The following is an 18,240-nucleotide window of genomic DNA, read 5'->3' as shown; positions in this document are numbered from 1 at the left end:
CAAAATTTCATTGCTATTACAAAATTATTTTCGCATTTTGAGATTTTATAATTTTAAATCAAACGCTTTTTTTAGAATGAGTGATTTGAATAAAATCAATTTTATTGTCAATAAAATCATCACGTACTATGCTCTTAAAACGATATAATTAAACTTATAACCATAATGATACGATCACGCCGTTGGGTTGGATCAGCTTGCTGTTTTTCATATTGTATTTACCATTTTTAATCATCTATGCAAGATTTATCTATAGACGAATCCAAGCCTATATTCGCTTATCACTCGAAGATTCAGAAACTCTTTTCAATCTCGATCTGTTTAGTGAAAGCAATCTTGCCTTTCATCTCAGTGGCAGTGTGGCGTGGGTCTGTCTATCTTAAAGTGAAAGAGGACTCCACCCGACAGTCAGGGTGGAGGTGAATTTCAAGGATTTTAACCTTGTTGGTTTTCAATGTATTTTTTAATAATATCCAAAGGTGCGCCACCACAAGACCCTGCAAAATATGAGCGTGACCACAAAACAGGTTTTGCATAACTACCACGTAAATCCAAAAACTCATTTCTCATTCTTCTGCTTGTTACTGATTTTAAGTTATTTACCAATTTACTGAGTTGAACTGTCGGTGGATACTGAATAAGCATGTGAACATGGTCAGCTTCACCATTACATTCCTTTAATTCCGCATCAAACTCTTTGCGGATTTCAGATGCACACTCAATAAAATACTTATGATGCAACTCACCTAGAATTTTCTTTCTGTACTTAGTAATAAACACTAAATGTACATGCAAATTAAAGGCTGAATGTCGGTTTTTATATATTTCTGTCATTGGTGAATGGCTTAATTAGTGGTAGTATTTATACATATTAACACATACACACTCATTTATGAAAATCAACAAAGCGTACAAATTTAGGCTTGAGCCTAATACAGAACAGGAGCTTGTTTTAAACAAGTTGCTTGGTTCTGCACGTTTTGTTTGGAATCAGATATTGGCTGCATCATTCGAGATGCTTGCTAATAATGAGCGAATTAACAAAGTTAATTTAGTTAATAAAATCCCTGAATTACGCAAAAAGCCTGAGTGTGCTTTTTTAGAAAACAGTTCAAATGGTGTCTCACTTCAACAAAAAGTTCGTGATCTTGGTGATGCTTGGGGTAAATTCTTCGATAAAAAAGAACAAGCCAAGCTAAAGCAAAAACCATTCAAAGCTAAGAAGCCAAAATTTTTTAAATTACCCGATGGTAATGAAATTCAACTTAGACCACTCATGCCACGATTCAAGAAAAAATCAGATGGTTATGATTCAATTCGTATTGTTCAATTTAATAGGTATTGTTGGGTTAAAGGCAACCAAGTTAAATTGCCTAGTGATATTGGCGTTGTAAAATTTAGAAAATCACAAGATATTTTAGGCGAGATTAAGAACGTCACAATCTCAAAGCATGTTGGCAAGTGGTATATCTCTTTTGGTGTTGAAAACACAATTGAAACACCAATTCACCCATCTAAATCAGCTATTGGTGTTGATCTTGGCATCAAGAAATTGGTCACAACCTCTAATGGTCAGGTATTCAACCCGATCAATAGTTTTAAAGCCAATCAAGTGAAATTAGCTAGACTTCAACGCAAGTTGAAAAAGAAAATCAAGTTCAGTGAAAATTGGAAAAAACTTAATTTAAAAGTTAACAAACTACATCATCATATTGCCAATATTCGGCATGACTACTTGCACAAAGTCACTACAACTCTCAGCAAAAACCACGCAATGATCGTAGTTGAGGACTTAAAAGTAGCTAATATGTCGAAGTCTGCAAAAGGCTCAATTGAGAAAAAAGGAAAGAATGTTAAAGCCAAATCAGGCTTAAACAAATCAATCCTAGATCAAGGGTGGTCAATGCTTGTTGATATGTTGGAGTATAAGCAACAATGGCGAGGTGGCTTACTTGTTAAAGTTGACCCTAAATATACAAGTCAGACTTGTAGTTCATGTGGTCATGTTGCAAAAGAAAATAGGCTCACTCAGGCAAACTTTAACTGTATTGAGTGTGGTTTTAGCGAGAATGCGGATATAAATGCTTCTCGCAATATTTTGGCGGTGGGACACACCGTTTTGTCTGTGGAGGGTGGATGCGGTAAAGGTCGCCTTGTGAAGCAGAAAGCAAGCGAAATCCGTGAGGGAGTCGCCTAAGAGCTTTTGCTTTTAGAATCCTCCACTTGAGCTAGTCGAAAGTGGTGGGAGTGTGTCAATGATCATGGCACGATACTGGTACGCAAACAAAAACTTAGATCCGCTTTTCCTTCTCTTTGCATCCGCCTGTGCATTTATGGGGATTTTTCCTTGGATTCATACCATTTTCACCCAAGAATATGGCTTTTTACTTATTCCGATTATCTTATGGGCAATGTATTTAGTGTATTGGCACATCTTCAACCAACAACATGTCAGACCGCAGCGCAAATACGAATAAAATAAAAAAGCAGACCGAAGTTCTGCTTTTTTGATGATGATTTAACTGACACGCTCAAAGTTGTCATCATTTTCAGGTTCTTCAGTGTCAATTTGAATAAACGGCAACATATTATGTGCAATGCGTGCCTTATTACACTGTGCATCGGCAATTTGAACTTCTTTACATGATGAACTGCGTTTCTCATACATGCCGCAACTCACCTGCTCCCCCACCGTCCCCTGCAAGGCAATACAACGTGGATTTTTCTGGTTGGTGCCTTTCATACAGGAGTAAACAGGTGTCAGTGGCTCCACGTAGTCTTCAAGCATTTCAATGCCTTCAGCCCAATAAAATGAGACCCTAAAATAGGTACAACATGCACCACAACTTAAACACGCATCCTGTGTTGGTAATTGAGACAACATTTTTATAAATTCTCGTCATCTAAAGGTTTTTTGGATGGGTGAAAATATAAAAAATGTTGCTTTTTCAAGCAATACGTTAAATAACAAATCAATCAAATTTTATTCAGGACAAGTGAAAATTGTTTCGTCCATTAAGTCAGTACCACATTCTAATTTTTCAATCCAATCTAGAAATTGATTAATCTGTTCTTTACCGACAAAAGGTGTCCCGTGCTGTGGCACAATCATTTCCACATCCATGGTACGCACCATTTGCACCCAAAGACGAATCACTTTGTTATTACACATATAACGTTGGTGGAAACTTTTCATCTTTGGAATATGCGCAGCAAAATTTTCTAAAGGTTTACTGGCATCTTCCACCATCGATGCGCCCATATCCCCTGAAAATAGAATCTTTGCAATTGGGTCATAAAACTGAAAATTCCCAACTGAATGCAAGAAGTGAGCTGGTACAGCGACAATAGAAGACTCACCTAATTGAATCACTTGACCATGATCAGGAAGCTCAACCAATCGATCGAGCCAGTTGCCTTTCATTCGATCACTCATAAAGGCTGAGTTTAAATGCGGTAAGAAACGTGCCCACAATTTTGAAGCGACTACTTTCGCGTCGGTATAGACCAACCAACGCGGCATAGAAGTAATAATGTCAGGGTCTTGGTGTGATGCCATCACATAATCAAGATTGGCAAGTTTGGTATATTTATTCAGCTCCATGGTCAGGGGAACGTAAGTTAAGTCGCCTCCTGGATCGAGTACAGCTGCACGGTTATGATCTAAAATTAAAAATTGATTGGCCTGCACACCTTCGCCTTTGACCAAACTGGTAAAGCTAATACATTTATGGATGCCATTATCAAAAAGCACTTGTGAAGTGGTGCGCTCGAAACTCATGAATTTCCCCAATTCTTTTTAATTCAATTTCAATTTTTATATCCATACACGATATAGGGGATTATGCTGATTTTCAATCGTTATCAGACCACTTATCACTTTATTTATCATGCTTTTGTGAGCAATTTTGCAAAAAAACCTGAGTTTTTAGCTCAGGATTTCATTTATTTTATTTAATTTTAGAAATAAAAATGCTGTACCAATGTCACGATACCAATTGCCAAGAAAATAAATGCGCCAATTTTATGAATTAAAGAAATTGGTAATTTATTGGATAATTTATCCCCGATAAATACTGCAGGGGCATTGGCAATCATCATCCCGAATGTTGTACCTGCCATCACCCACCAAATGCTGTCAAAACGAGCGGCTAAAGCCACAGTTGCAATCTGGGTTTTATCGCCAATTTCAGCCAAAAAGAACAACACAAAAGTTGCACCAAAGACACCGTATTTTTGCCACTTTTGGATACTGCCCGATTCATCTTCTAGTTCGTCAGGAACCAACATCCAAGCCGCCATCGCAATAAAGCCAATTGATAAAATCCAAACTAAAATATCTGGGCTGAATACATTAGTGACCCATTGACCAAGCGCAGCTGAGATCCCGTGGTTGAGTACTGTTGCAGCCAAAATCGCAATTAAAATCGGAATGGGTTTACGAAAGCGTGCAGCAAGAAGTAAGGCTAAAAGCTGGGTTTTATCACCCATTTCAGCAAGTGCGACAATACCAGTGGACAGAAGGAATTCATGCATGATGTCTTTCTCTGGCTAGCATAACAAATACCAATGACTCACCGCTCCTGCTAGCCAAAATCTGCAGAGTGGTAAATCAAAGGTCTTGCCAACAAAAGAAAGCTTAAGAGATAAGCTCATTTGGTTCTTTGCTATGATGACCATGCTCGGTTTAGAGCAAATATGTTGACCATCACCCTTTGAACTTGCGTCAAAGGCGGCTACTCCCCAATGAAGTATCTGCATTATAAAGAATCAATAATTGATTTACAAACATAAAAGAAAACCCTGCCGAAGCAGGGTTTTCTTTTATACCTCTTTGTATTTACCCCTGAGCTTCAATTGAAATATGGATCAATGAAGCGCAAGAGAAAAGAGAGCGCATTTAATCTAAATTAACAAAGTACGAATATCTTTCAGCAATTTCGTCAATTTATTGGTAAAGCGTGCCGCATCTGCACCATTAATCACACGGTGGTCGTAAGACAATGACAATGGCAACATCAAACGTGGATCAAAGCCTTCACCATTCCATACCGGTTGCATCGTTGCAGGCGAAATACCCAAAATCGCCACTTGTGGCCAATTCACGAGTGGCGTAAATGCGGTTCCGCCAATCGCACCTAAACTTGAAATCGTAAAGTTTGCACCTTGAAGATCTTTCGGAGAAAGTTTCTTATCACGTGCTTTTTGACCGAGTTCACCGAGTTCAATCGCAATTTGCTTAATTGATTTTTGATCTGGGTTACGCAGTACAGGTACAGTTAAGCCATCTGGTGTTGCAACCGCAATACCCATATGAATTTCATTACGTAACAGTACAGATTTACCATCATCAGACAAGTGACCTGCAAACTCACGCTCTTCTTTGAGTAAATACGCCACCGCTTTAATGATAAATGCCATGATGGTTAAGCTAATGCCTTCTTTTTTGAAGTTCGCTTTTAAATCATTACGCCATGCTTCAAGCTCAGTGATATCCGCTAAATCAAACTGAGTGACTTGCGGGATATAGTTGTTTAAAGACAACTGAGGAATTGACACTTGTTGTAAACGCGTCAATGCTTTTTCTTCCACACCACCAAAAGCATCGAAACTTGGTAGTTTTGGTAAGCCTACGACTTGTGGCGCTGCTGCAGCCACAGGTGCTGCTTGCGGTGCAGTCAGACGTGTTTTTACATAAGCAAACAAGTCTTCTTTCATTAAGCGCGCATGTGGACCAGAAGCTTTCACTTCTGCCAAGACAACACCTAACTCGCGTGCCAATTTACGTACCGCAGGACCTGCATAGACTTTGGCATTTGCTGCATTTTGCGCTTTAGTCAGTTTATCTGCTGAAGTAGATGGGACTGAAGGGGTTTCAGTTGCTTTAACAGGCGCCGATGCTGTTTGAGTTGATTCGGCTTTTGCCGGTGCTGGTGTTGACGCTGCAGGTTGAACTGGAGCAGCTTGTCCTTCTGCTTCAATGGTAAGTAAAGCAACACCTTCAGAGACGTTTTGACCGAGTTCAACATGAATCGCAGTGATCATGCCTGTTGCTGTGCTTGGTACTTCAACCGTTGCTTTGTCAGATTCAACCACAATGATGCTTTGGTCTTTTTCAACCTTGTCACCAACTGCAACCAAGATTTCAGCCACGGCTGCTTTATCCACGCCCAAATCAGGCACCGCAATTTCAACTTTACCCGCTGGTGTAGCCGTTACCTGAGACGCTGCATCTGCTTTTGGTACTTCCGCTACAGGTGCCGAAGTAGTAGGTGCAGGTTCTGCACTCGCTGCAGATGGTGCTGTTCCTGCAGTTTTCACTTTGAGAATCACAACGCCTTCTTTGACCGTATCACCGACTGCAATTGCAATCGCTTCAACAGTACCTGCAACGGTACTTGGGACTTCAACAGAGGCTTTATCCGATTCTAATAGCACAAGGCTGTCATCGACTGAAATCTCATCGCCTACAGCAACAAGAAGTTCCGCAACCACTGCTTTTTCAACCCCAATATCAGGGACTTGAACATCAATCACTTGCGAGCTAGCTACAGTAGAAGCAGCTTGTGGTGCTTCTGTTTTTGTTTCAGCGACAGGTGCGGGCTTTTCTTCAGCTTTGACTTCTTCAACAGCAGGTGCTGCTGCAGCCTGCCCTTCAGCTTCAAGCTCAATCAATACTGCGCCTTCGGCAACTTCATCACCTAAATTAACTGCAATACTTTTAACGACCCCTGCTGAAGTACTTGGTACTTCAACAGAGGCTTTATCAGATTCAAGCAACACAATACTGTCATCAACAGCAATCGCATCACCGACTTTTACTAAGATTTCCGCAACTGTTGCTTTATCTACACCAATATCAGGAGTCGTAATTTGCATGATTAGTTCTCCTCTTTGTAGTCAGCAACAGCGTGTACTTCTGGAGTCGCTTGTGGCGCCCAAGCTACAGGACGATCTGTATCAAGTTCGAACGTAGAGATCGCATCTTTCACTAAACGTGGATCAACTTCACCTTCATCAGCTAATTTCTTCAAGGTTGCAACAACAATGTGCGCTGCATCGACACCAAAGTAGCTACGTAAGTTGGCACGTGTATCAGAGCGACCATAACCATCAGTACCTAGGGCAACGAATGGACGGTTGTCTGGAAGATATGCACGAATCTGTTCGCTATAAGCACGCATATGATCAGTTGCTGATACTACGATACCCTTAGTGCCACGTAGTTGCTGAGATACCCAAGATTCTTTGGCATTGCTCATTGGGTGTAAACGGTTATATTCTTCAACCGCCATACCATCACGTGCCAATTCGTTGAAGCTTGTTGCACTCCACACGTTTGAATGAATTTGGTATTCATCACGGAGGATTTGCGCTGCTTTGATCACTTCACGCAGAATCACACCAGAACCCATCAATTGAACCGTTGCTTTGGCGTCTTCTTCAAGTAAATACAAACCGCGTTTAATGCCTTCTTCTGCATTGGCAGGAATTGCAGGATGTTCGTAGTTTTCGTTCATTACGGTTAAGTAATAGAACACGCGCTCTTGGTTCACATACATACGTTTTAAACCGTCATGTACGATGACCGCTAGCTCATAACCAAAACATGGATCATAAGAGATACAGTTTGGAATTGTGTTTGCAAGGATGTGTGAGTGACCATCTTGGTGCTGTAAACCTTCACCGTTCAATGTGGTACGACCTGCAGTTGCACCCAATAAGAAACCCTGTGCCTGTGCATCACCCGCAGCCCACGCAATATCACCGATACGCTGGAAACCAAACATTGAGTAGTACATGTACATCGGAATCATTGGCAAGTTATTAGTTGAATAACTGGTAGCCAAGGCTGCCCATGCACTCATCGCACCGGCTTCGTTAATCCCTTCTTGCAGCATATGACCGTCTTTTGCTTCACGGTAATGCATCAATTGTTCTTGGTCTTCAGGGGTATATTTTTGACCATGCGCAGCATAAATACCGAGTTGACGGAACATACCTTCTAAACCAAAGGTACGTGCTTCGTCTGGTACGATTGGTACAACGCGATCTTTAATCGCTTTCTCTTTTAACAGTGCAGAGATCAAACGCACCATCACCATCGTGGTCGATTGCTCTTTACCGTTTGAACCTTTGAGTACTGCATCAAACACTGAAAGTTCAGGAATCGCGAGTTGTTCACTTTCCTTACGACGTGCAGGTAGGTAACCACCCAAGGCCTCACGACGTGCCTTCATGTATTTAATTTCAGGCGAGTTCTCGCTTGGACGATAGAACGGTACTTCTTCAAGTTGCTCATCAGTAAATGGCAAGTTGAAACGGTTACGTACATATTTCAGCGATTCAAGCTGCATCTTTTTGATTTGGTGGGTTTTATTCACCGCTTCAATTTCTTCAGACAAACCATAACCTTTGACTGTTTTTGCCAAGATTACCGTTGGTTGACCTGTCGATTTCATTGCTTCTGCATAGGCTGCATAGACTTTGTAAGGGTCGTGACCACCACGATTGAGATTATCAATATCTTCATCGCTTAAGCCTTTTACTAATTCTTCAGCTTCAGGATATTTACCAAAGAAGTGTGCACGTGTGTAAGCACCACCTTTTACTTGGTAACGTTGATAATCACCATCAACTGCTTCTTCCATGACTGCTTTAAGTGCACCTGATTCATCTTTGGCAAGGAGTGGATCCCAATGACGACCCCAAACCACTTTAATCACGCGCCAGCCTGCGCCACGGAATAAAGATTCTAATTCTTGAATGATTTTACCGTTACCCCGGACCGGACCATCGAGACGCTGTAAGTTACAGTTTACGACCCAAATGAGGTTATCGAGCTTTTCACGACCTGCGAGTGAAATTGCACCTGTACTTTCAGGCTCATCCATCTCACCATCACCAAGATATGCCCAAACTTTACGATCTTCTTCTTTGATTAAGCCACGGTTCATTAAATATTTTTGAATGTGTGCTTGGTAAATCGACATGATCGGACCAAGACCCATAGAAACCGTTGGGAACTGCCAATAATCCGGCATTAAGTAAGGATGTGGGTATGACGGTAAACCTTTACCTGCCACTTCACGGCGGAAGTTATTTAAATGTTCTTCTGTTAAACGACCTTCAAGGAATGAACGTGCGTAAATCCCCGGTGCACAGTGACCTTGATAATAAATTAGGTCACCACCAAAGTGATCGCTGTTGGCACGGAAGAAGTGGTTAAAGCCCACATCATAAAGGGTTGCCGATGAAGCAAAACTTGCCAAGTGACCACCTAAGTCATCACCTGTTTTGTTTGCACGAAGTACCATCGCTAACGCATTCCAACGAATGAGGGCACGGATACGACGTTCCATATCTTGGTCGCCTGGCATTGCAGGTTGTTCGTCAACAGAAATGGTATTGAGATAAGGAGTATTTAGACGCTGAATGGGAACATGTTTGGCGATTGCTTGTTGATACAGCTTTTCGAGTAGAAAAGCAGCACGTTCCGTGCCCATATGTTGCAATACTGAATCAAACGCTTCTTGCCATTCTTGGGTTTCTTGTGCGTCGGTATCACCATAAAACGCCATATTTCACCTATATTTCATGCCTAATAATTATGGGGTGTATATGTAACACATTTTGTGCGGTCGCAGTTATGGTCGCAAATGAATAGAGAATTGAACTAATATTCAGCAAATAAATATGTATTGACTATTTTTTACACAAATCATGGGTTTTAAGTCAATTTTAGAAATTAAAGCGCAAAAATAAGAAAGATATTCGATTTAACATGCATAAAAAAAGCGACAACAACATTAATCTTCATTTAAAAAGAAGACTTCGTTATTATCGCTTTTTATCTATTTTTTTAAGTATAGTTAAAACAGTAACCGTGTTGGGTCTTTGTAGCCTATTATGGCAGCATTGCTAAATAAGTCGATGGGTTTTTACGTTGACCATCTTTTACCACTTCATAATGCAAGTGAGGACCGGTACAACGACCTGTACAACCTACATTCGCAATGTGTTGACCTGCTTTCACCTGATCACCTACACGGGCAATCAAACGTGATGCATGCGCATAGCGTGTTAAATAGCCATTACCATGGTTAATTTCAACATATTGACCATATCCTGTACCCCAACCTGATTTAGTCACAATACCAGGACCTGTCGCGTAAATTGGTGTACCACTTGGTGCAGCCAGATCTAAACCTGAATGATTTTCAGCACGGCCACCCATAGTACGACCACCAAAGTTAGAACTTACACGTGCACTTGGTAAAGGGTGTTCGACCAACCAAGAATATGGACTAGATGCACGCGCACTGAGTGATTTAGATTTACCATATTTTTGTTCGATGGTTTGATTGTTTAACTCAACAGGTTTTTCGCGAAGTTGAACATCAAGTTTGGTTTGAGCTGGAATATCGATATCTTCAGGATGTGTATATGCACCTTGAGCTAAAGTGCGTGTTAATTGCTCAATACGATCTGTTGAGCCTTGATCTTGATCTAGTTCCACTAGATCTGCGAATGCTACCGAAGCAGCAGAAGCCGCAAAAGAAAATGCCAACAGAATACGTCGCATATGCATAAAAACCTCACTAAACTGTTTTAATCGAGTCCCTTGGTGATCTCTTCCTTGATATCTACTGAAAGGACCGCATAAGATTAAGACACAATCATGGAGTAGCGATGAATGTCTGAACCTGTTAACGTCTTTCAACAAACAAGAAAACACTTAAAAACAGGAAACTTTTCGTTTCTCTCTTCACAAGTTGCTGCCTGGCAGAAACTTACAAAACGCATCCAACCTTTATTGCCCCAACCAGAGCAATGGCAAGTGGTGTGCTATCAAAGTGGTGTGTTAACGATTACTGGTGAAAACCAAGCCATGATTTCTCAGTTGGCTTATCTTCAAAAGCAATACATTTCACAACTCTCTCAAATTCAAGAATTAAGCGATTTATGTAAAATTCAGGTTTGTTTAAGAAATCCACCTCAATCAAAACCTGTTGTTACAAAAACCGAAAGAGTATTAAGTCCAGAAACAAAAGAATTACTTCGTAGTGCTGCTGACTTTATAAACGATCCTAAGCTTAGCCAAGCCTTGCTACGTTTGGCAAGCAATAAAAAGTAATTTGCTTACCAGAACCTGTTGATTACAAAAATTTTAATGTGATACAAATCACGTTTTCAATTTGTGTTAAAAATCTGATGACCAAAAATAAAGGACTTAACTCACAGTTACGTAACTAATCGGACAATTTACAACGTCATCAAATGTTACAATTTCGTAGCTCTCTGGGTCACTTTTAACATTGCGAAGTAACTGATTATTTAAAGCGTGACCCGATTTATAACCATCAAATTTGGCAATAATTTGGTGACCCAATAAATATAAATCACCTACAGCATCTAAAATTTTGTGGCGAACAAATTCATCGGAGAAGCGTAAACCTTCTTCATTGACCACGCCTGTTTCATCAACACCAATGGCATTTTCAAGACTTGCACCTAACGCTAAGTTATGCGCTTTTAGATAATCTAAGTCTTTCATAAAACCAAAAGTACGTGCTTCACTAACTTCATATACAAAAGTTTCAGTCGAGAAATCTATGGATGCAGACTGGTATTCTTTTTTAAATGCGGGATGATCAAAGTCGATAGTGAAATTCAGCTGAAAACCTTCATGCGGGCTAAAAATCGCGCGCTTATCATCAATCAAAGCTTCTACTGGTTTTTTAATACGAATAAATTTCTTGGCAGCTTCTTGTTCTTGTAAACCACCTTGCATCAGTAAATAGATAAATGGACCTGCACTGCCATCCATGATCGGTACTTCAGAGGCTGATACTTCAATAATTAAGTTATCAATCCCGAGTCCTGCGATTGCACTCATCACATGTTCAACTGTACCCACTTTGGCATCATCTTGAACGAGATTCGAACACATGAATGCTTCTTGAATCAGCATCGCATTAGCTGGGATATCAACAGGCGGATTTAAATCGATACGTCGAAACACAATTCCCCCATCAATATGATGCGGCACAAAGTTAATCAAAACCTTTTGACCACTATGTAAACCGATACCGCTCGCTTTCACGACACGTTTCAGGGTACGCTGTTTCAACATACGTTATTCATCTATCACCAATAAAAACCGCTATACGTTAGCATATTTAGCCATTGATAAAAAATAAAAAGGTGGCTTATAAGCCACCTTTTCTGTTGCCACAATGTAAACACATTATGTTACATATTACTTACGCTGTTGATTTTTAAGATAATCTTGAATGCTCATTGGCGTAGGACGTGGGCTAGAAACTGAAGATGTTGTGGTGGTGTTCACTGCACCCGCTTCAGTTTGCTGGCGTTGAATTGCAGGAACGTCATCATCGTCTACCGCAGTTTGAGTAGCTGCAGTCGGACGCGCAACTTGTGCATTAGCACGTGGTTTAACATCTGCAGAATCTGCTGAATTACGGGTTAAACCTGTTGCAATCACAGTCACGCTAATTTCATCACGCGCATCAGGATCGAATACGGTACCGTAGAATACTTGACCTTCATCAAGGTCAACAATTTGGTTCACAACATCAGTGATTTCTTCAATTTCACCGAAGGTGACATCATCGCCACCAGTAACGTTAATCAAGATGCCTTTCGCATTCATGATGGTCACGTTATCAAGCAATGGGCTACGGATCGCTTGTTCCGCCGCTTGACGCGCACGGCTCTCACCACGACCTGAACCAACACCCATCATGGCATAACCACGTGTACTCATGGCAGTTTTCAAATCGGCGAAATCAAGGTTGATGTGACCAGGGCGAACCACAAGATCAAAGATACTACGTACTGCATTGAGTAGAACATCATCTGCTTTTTTGTAGGCATCTTTCATTGAGATATCACGGAACACTTTTAACAAGCGTTGGTTCGGGATAATAATCAATGAGTCAACATGCTGCTCAAGCGCTTCAATACCTTTTTCAGCAGATTGAAGACGGCGTTTACCTTCAAAATTGAATGGTGTAGTCACCACGCCTACAGTCAAAATGCCCATTTCTTTGGCAATTTCAGCAACAACTGGTGCAGCACCTGTACCTGTACCACCGCCCATACCAGCAGTAACGAAGACCATATCTGTGCCTTCAAGTTGCTGACGGATGAATTCACGGCTTTCTTCTGCGGCAGCTTGACCGACTTGAGGGTTTGCACCAGCACCCAACCCACGTGTACATTGTTCACCAAGTTGGATTTTAAATTCAGATTCCATGCGATCCAGTGCTTGTTTATCTGTATTGGCACAAACAAACTTCACACCTTTAATGTCTGACTGCAACATATGTTGCACAGCATTACCACCCGCACCACCTACACCGAAAACAGTGAAACGGGCTTGACCATTGCTATCGCTTTGATCATCTTCAAAAAATTCAAATGAGGCCATGACCTGTAATATTCCTAATTCATAATTGGCAGTCACTTAAGCCCGTATACTGCCTTGATCTTAATAAAATTGTTTTTAAGGATGCTGCTCAACAGGGGGTATTGTCAAGTCAAAGCATTCTTCAGTACAACTTATCAACAATATTCACAAGAATTGTCGACTAAAAAATTGATTTTAATGTGTCATTAAAGCCAGACCATGCACGTTTCACGCGTTGAGCAAAAGATAATTTGTCATCTTCTTCTGTTTCAACAATCGTGTCCTGTGTATCGCTTTGGCTAAACATCAGCAAACCAGCAGCAGTTGCATATTGTGAACGACGTAAAGCTGCGATGTGTTCGTCATCTGCAGTCACTTGCACAGGCGGATTACCCAAATGGGCAGAAACACCTAGACTGCGACGTACATAGCTGACCATACCTTCGATATGGCTCGCATCACCTGTTAAAACCACACCATGGTATAAACCATTCATCGCGCCGCTTTGCTCAAGTTCTTCACGAACCAGACCTAAAATTTCGCTATAGCGCGCAATAATAATTTCGGTCAATTCAATGCGACTAATCGTTTGTGGACCATCAATCCCTTGGAATTGAATCATGTGATCAGGTTTCACTACCTTCAGATCGACACAACCATAAAGCAATTTAATACGTTCAGCTTCTTCGGTTGTGGTTTGCAACACGGCTGCGATATCACGTGTTACATGCTCACCACCACGCTGGAAGGTTTTAGTCAGTGCCAAACGTCCTTCCACGTAAACTGCCACATTGGTTGTACCTGCACCAATATCCACCAAGCATACACCATACTCTTTTTCATCTTTGAGCAGGCTAGCTTCAGCAGTTGCCAATGATGACACCACCATTCTTTCCACACCGATATTGGCACCTTTTAAGGCACGATCAATATTTTGCATAGTACTGATGGGTAGCATCATCAGGTGGTAATGCCCTGTCATGCTATGCGCAGACATACGAATCGGATTAAGCACCCACTCAGGTGAATCATCTAATTCAAAACCCAGTGGTACTGCGCTAACTAAGTAATGGTCTGGAGTCAAATGGCTTGCTTTAGCAAGCTCTAATGCACGCACCACTTCACTGGTAGTAATTGTCTGCTCAGGATTAGCAATTGGGGTTCGACCTGATGCATAGAAACTTTTCATTTCTGCCGTTGGAATGGAAATCCACGCGGAGTGAACTCGACATTCCGCCATGTCTTCTGCTTCTTGCACGGCATTTTTAATCGCGGTAATGACTTTATCGAGACTAACAATTTTCCCTTTATTCATGCCTCGGTTACGAGCGGTGGCCATTCCGATGACTTGGATATTGTCAGGCCCATGTACCTTACCAATCAAAACTGAAACTTTGTGTGTCCCAATGTCAATCGCAACAACTGAGGGAACAGCTTCATTCATTATCTACTACTACCATTACGTGTGTTTAGGTTATGGCTTTAATTGCCTCTAATTTTTAAAGCCGGTCATTATGGCTTTAGTGTTACTTTATTCTCAACAGCAGTGTCATCACTCGTTACAATAAAATGGCCATTCACTATTTTAGGTGGAATTGAATTCTTCCATTGAATTGCAAGCCCATTTCGATAACGCAAGTCTATTGACGAAATTTTAGACCAAACTGGCTTTAAATCGCTATAGGACAGATGACTTAAGCGTTGAAGTTTGCTCATGGTTTGATCTTGGTCAACAATAACGCGAAGACCTGAATCAAATTGCATAAACCAAGTCATACGATCTGTTAAATAAAGTTCTTTAAGACGTATACCGTGCGGTAAAAACAACTGATTAATCTCGTTGTATTGGCGCATCATGGCTTTCGCATGCGTCGATGGACCATGAAGCAAAGGTAAACTTTGATGATCTTTAGGCATCACTTCAGTGAAAATTTCACCGCTATCACTGAGTAAGCGACCTGTCCCCCAACGTGCAATCGGTTGATGTGGCATAACTCGAATACGAATCGCATTTGGCCAAGCACGCGATACCACCACACGGTCTACCCAAGACAATTCTAAGGCTTTGTCTCGGATGGCTCTTAAATCCGAAGTAAAGTAGTTATGGGTCATGATCGGTGAGACATGCTGCAATACAGTTTTTTGTTCAGCTTGCGATGGGATACCCACCACATCAAGCTGCGCAATTTCTGTATCGGTCATGACCTTATACAGACCAAATATTCCGGCTGCCAATACCACTAAAGCAACCACAAAGATCAGCCAGCCACCAATATTGGCAAGCTTTTCTTTACGTGTTGGTGGCTTATCGTGAATTGAAGTGATCGCAGCACGTTTACGCCGCATCGATGCCGGGAGTTGAGCCATAATTTAGTGAGCCGTCTCTGACAACGTTTGCTCTAAAATCGCAACACACAATTCATCAAAACTATAACCAACCTCTGCCGCAGCTTTTGGAACAAGCGAGTGACTGGTCATGCCTGGTACGGTATTGACTTCAAGCAACCAGAAATTACCATGTTCGTCTTGCATGGCATCAATGCGTCCCCAACCACTTGCACCTACGGCTTGGAATGCACGTAAGCAAAGCGTTTGAAGCTCTTTTTCTTCTTCTGCATTTAAACCACATGGAATGCCATACTGCACATCATTGCGGTTGTATTTTGCTTCGTAATCGTAGAAAGCAACATCTTCAGGTGGTTGTAAACGAATCACAGGAAGTGCCTGCCCATTTAAAATCACGATGGTAAATTCACGACCTGTAATCCATTTTTCTGCCATCACTACCGCATCATGGACAGTTGCTTTTGCAATCGCATCCGCAAAGTCTTCCATTTTCTCGACTTTGCTCATCCCGATGCTTGAGCCTTCATGCACAGGTTTAATAATAAATGGCAGACCAATTGAATCGACAATTTCTTGTAAATTAGAATCTTTAGTCACAATGCGATAAGGCGCTGTTGGCAACTCTGAACCTTGCCAAACTTGTTTGGTTTTCACCTTATCCATACCAATTGCTGAACCCTGCACACCTGTACCTGTGTACGGAATGTTGAGCCATTCAAGTGTGCCTTGGATTTGACCATCTTCACCGCCACGACCATGCAATACAATAAATGCACGGTCATAGCCGACCAGCTCAGTGACACTACGCTGCTCTGGGTCAAAGCCTTCAGCATTCACGCCCGAGCGTAACAATGCCTCAAGTACGGCCTTACCACTGTCTAGAGAAACCTCACGCTCTGCAGATTTACCACCTAGCAATACGGCAACTTTTCCGAATTTTGAAGCATTTGACACGTTTATATCCTTAAACTTTTTAAATCTGGTCAATCAATCCAGCCACACTTGGTGACTATTTTACAAATAAGTGATTTTGCGCAAGTTCAATTGAAATTGCACCCACATTACCTGCGCCTTGCGTTAATAACAAGTCATTTGCTTGCAGTACGTTTTGCATCACGTTGCTTAAGTTACCTTCAACCGGATCGATAAGAATCGGATCAACTTTGCCACGTAAACGAATGCTACGCGCTAAGGCACGGCTATCTGCGCCTACAATCGGTTTTTCACCCGCAGGATAAACTTCAAGAAGCAACAATTGATCAACTTGAGATAGCACATCTACGAAGTCATCGAAGCAATCACGTGTACGGGTAAAACGGTGCGGTTGGAACATCATCACTAAACGACGGTCAGGATGACTTTGACGTGCCGCTTTGATGGTCGCTTCCACTTCTTTTGGATGGTGACCATAGTCATCCACCAACTTCACATCACCGCCTTCCACGTCAAATTGACCTTGCACTTGGAAACGACGCCCCACACCACTAAAGCCTTCTAATGCACGGCAAATCGCTGCATCAGAAACGCCTTCATCCGTCGCAATACCAATTGCAGCCAATGAGTTCAGGATGTTATGGGCACCTGGCATATTAATGGTGACACGAAGTGGCTCACGATCTTTACGTAGTACAGTAAAGTGCGAACGCATACCATCTTGTTCAACATCTACGGCACGAATATCGTTGTCTTCGTTAAAACCATAAGTTACGACAGGACGACCAATACGCGGCATAATTTCGCGAATATTGGCATCATCACCACACATAACCGCTAAGCCGTAGAATGGAAGTTTTTGTAAGAATTGTACGAACGTATCTTTAAGAACATCAAAGCTACCGCCATAAGTATCCATATGGTCAGCATCAATATTGGTCACGATGGTTGCCATCGGTTGCAAATGTAAAAAAGATGCATCCGATTCATCTGCTTCTGCCACGATATAACGGCTCGCACCAAGTGCAGCATTCACACCGGTACGATTCAGCAAACCACCAATCACATAAGTCGGATCAAGGTTTTCTTCCGCCAACATACAAGTCACAAGACTGGTGGTTGTAGTTTTACCATGCGTCCCTGCTACTGCAATACCATGACGGTAACGCATAAGTTCACCGAGCATTTCTGCACGACGTACCACAGGAGTACGTGTTTCAATCGCTGCTTTGATTTCAGGGTTTTCTGAATCAATTGCAGTCGATACCACAATTACGTTAGCGCCTTGAATGTTTTCAGCAGCATGGCCGATATAGACCTGAATGCCATTTTCTTCAAGCTGTGCAGTGGTTTTAGAGGCTTTAATGTCTGAACCCGAAACTTGATAGCCTTGGTTTTTCAACACTTCAGCAATACCGCACATTCCCGCACCACCAATCCCAATAAAGTGGATGTGTTTGATACGGCGCATTTCAGGCACTTTAATTAATTTTTTAGCTTGGTCAGCTGGTGTTGATGGAGACATA

At 41.6% G+C, this 18,240-nt stretch carries 16 protein-coding genes and 1 riboswitch; of the genes, 3 read left to right on the top strand and 13 right to left on the bottom strand.

Features of this window, described 5'->3' with window-relative positions; translation table 11 throughout:
* Positions 1–435: 435 nt before the first annotated feature.
* On the bottom strand, positions 436–834 hold the full coding sequence (gene tnpA, locus A3K93_RS00200) for an IS200/IS605 family transposase (RefSeq protein WP_067727863.1): 399 nt from the start codon (positions 832–834) through the stop codon (positions 436–438).
* A 58-nt stretch (positions 835–892) separates the two neighbouring features.
* On the opposite strand from tnpA, the gene A3K93_RS00195 reads away from it, so the two are divergent.
* A complete protein-coding gene (locus A3K93_RS00195; RefSeq protein ID WP_067727861.1) occupies positions 893–2,197 on the top strand; it encodes an RNA-guided endonuclease InsQ/TnpB family protein in 1,305 nt (434 codons plus the stop codon).
* Between the two features lie 58 nt (positions 2,198–2,255).
* Entirely contained in the window at positions 2,256–2,477 is a 222-nt protein-coding gene (locus A3K93_RS00190) for a hypothetical protein (RefSeq protein WP_067727860.1), read from the top strand.
* A 41-nt stretch (positions 2,478–2,518) separates the two neighbouring features.
* Here the strand turns inward: A3K93_RS00190 and A3K93_RS00185 are convergent, their stop codons facing one another.
* The 6 genes from A3K93_RS00185 to A3K93_RS00160 all read right to left on the bottom strand — a co-directional run bounded on the left by A3K93_RS00185 (position 2,519) and on the right by A3K93_RS00160 (position 10,591).
* Positions 2,519–2,884 (bottom strand): YkgJ family cysteine cluster protein, encoded by a 366-nt coding sequence (locus A3K93_RS00185; RefSeq protein WP_067727859.1) that lies wholly within the window; start codon positions 2,882–2,884, stop codon positions 2,519–2,521.
* Between the two features lie 99 nt (positions 2,885–2,983).
* On the bottom strand, positions 2,984–3,781 hold the full coding sequence (locus tag A3K93_RS00180; RefSeq protein WP_067727858.1) for an MBL fold metallo-hydrolase: 798 nt from the start codon (positions 3,779–3,781) through the stop codon (positions 2,984–2,986).
* A gap of 179 nt (positions 3,782–3,960) precedes the next feature.
* On the bottom strand, positions 3,961–4,536 hold the full coding sequence (locus A3K93_RS00175; RefSeq protein ID WP_067727857.1) for a TMEM165/GDT1 family protein: 576 nt from the start codon (positions 4,534–4,536) through the stop codon (positions 3,961–3,963).
* A 74-nt stretch (positions 4,537–4,610) separates the two neighbouring features.
* Positions 4,611–4,757, bottom strand: a riboswitch (yybP-ykoY riboswitch).
* Between the two features lie 148 nt (positions 4,758–4,905).
* Complete coding sequence (locus A3K93_RS00170) at positions 4,906–6,879, bottom strand: 2-oxo acid dehydrogenase subunit E2 (protein ID WP_067727856.1); 1,974 nt, start codon at positions 6,877–6,879, stop codon at positions 4,906–4,908.
* 2 nt (positions 6,880–6,881) lie between these two features.
* Positions 6,882–9,581, bottom strand: a complete 2,700-nt coding sequence (gene aceE / locus A3K93_RS00165; RefSeq protein WP_067727855.1) for a pyruvate dehydrogenase (acetyl-transferring), homodimeric type — start codon at positions 9,579–9,581, stop codon at positions 6,882–6,884.
* A 326-nt stretch (positions 9,582–9,907) separates the two neighbouring features.
* A complete protein-coding gene (locus A3K93_RS00160; protein ID WP_067727853.1) occupies positions 9,908–10,591 on the bottom strand; it encodes a M23 family metallopeptidase in 684 nt (227 codons plus the stop codon).
* A 105-nt stretch (positions 10,592–10,696) separates the two neighbouring features.
* On the opposite strand from A3K93_RS00160, the gene A3K93_RS00155 reads away from it, so the two are divergent.
* Positions 10,697–11,137: a DciA family protein gene (locus tag A3K93_RS00155; RefSeq protein WP_067727851.1), complete on the top strand. Its 441-nt coding sequence runs from the start codon at positions 10,697–10,699 to the stop codon at positions 11,135–11,137.
* A gap of 96 nt (positions 11,138–11,233) precedes the next feature.
* Here A3K93_RS00155 and lpxC read toward each other — a convergent pair whose 3' ends face one another.
* The 6 genes from lpxC to murC form a co-directional block, all read right to left on the bottom strand.
* Positions 11,234–12,136, bottom strand: coding sequence for a UDP-3-O-acyl-N-acetylglucosamine deacetylase (gene lpxC, locus A3K93_RS00150; protein ID WP_067727849.1), 903 nt, complete (start codon positions 12,134–12,136; stop codon positions 11,234–11,236).
* Positions 12,137–12,262: 126 nt separating this feature from the next.
* Complete coding sequence (gene ftsZ, locus A3K93_RS00145; protein WP_067727847.1) at positions 12,263–13,456, bottom strand: cell division protein FtsZ; 1,194 nt, start codon at positions 13,454–13,456, stop codon at positions 12,263–12,265.
* 160 nt (positions 13,457–13,616) lie between these two features.
* Positions 13,617–14,879 carry a cell division protein FtsA gene (gene ftsA, locus A3K93_RS00140; protein ID WP_067727845.1) on the bottom strand — a complete coding sequence of 421 codons (1,263 nt, stop codon included), beginning with the start codon at positions 14,877–14,879 and terminating at the stop codon, positions 13,617–13,619.
* A gap of 68 nt (positions 14,880–14,947) precedes the next feature.
* Entirely contained in the window at positions 14,948–15,802 is an 855-nt protein-coding gene (locus A3K93_RS00135) for a cell division protein FtsQ/DivIB (RefSeq protein ID WP_067727843.1), read from the bottom strand.
* Positions 15,803–15,805: 3 nt separating this feature from the next.
* Entirely contained in the window at positions 15,806–16,735 is a 930-nt protein-coding gene (locus A3K93_RS00130; RefSeq protein ID WP_067727842.1) for a D-alanine--D-alanine ligase, read from the bottom strand.
* A 55-nt stretch (positions 16,736–16,790) separates the two neighbouring features.
* Positions 16,791–18,239, bottom strand: coding sequence for a UDP-N-acetylmuramate--L-alanine ligase (gene murC / locus A3K93_RS00125; RefSeq protein ID WP_067727840.1), 1,449 nt, complete (start codon positions 18,237–18,239; stop codon positions 16,791–16,793).
* Between the last annotated feature and the right edge of the window lies 1 nt (position 18,240).

It is taken from the genome of Acinetobacter sp. NCu2D-2, assembly GCF_001647675.1.
In the GTDB taxonomy this organism is placed as follows: Bacteria; Pseudomonadota; Gammaproteobacteria; order Pseudomonadales; family Moraxellaceae; genus Acinetobacter.
The sequence above is the reverse complement of the archived record's forward strand: the minus strand, read 5'-3'. Positions and strand labels throughout refer to the sequence as shown.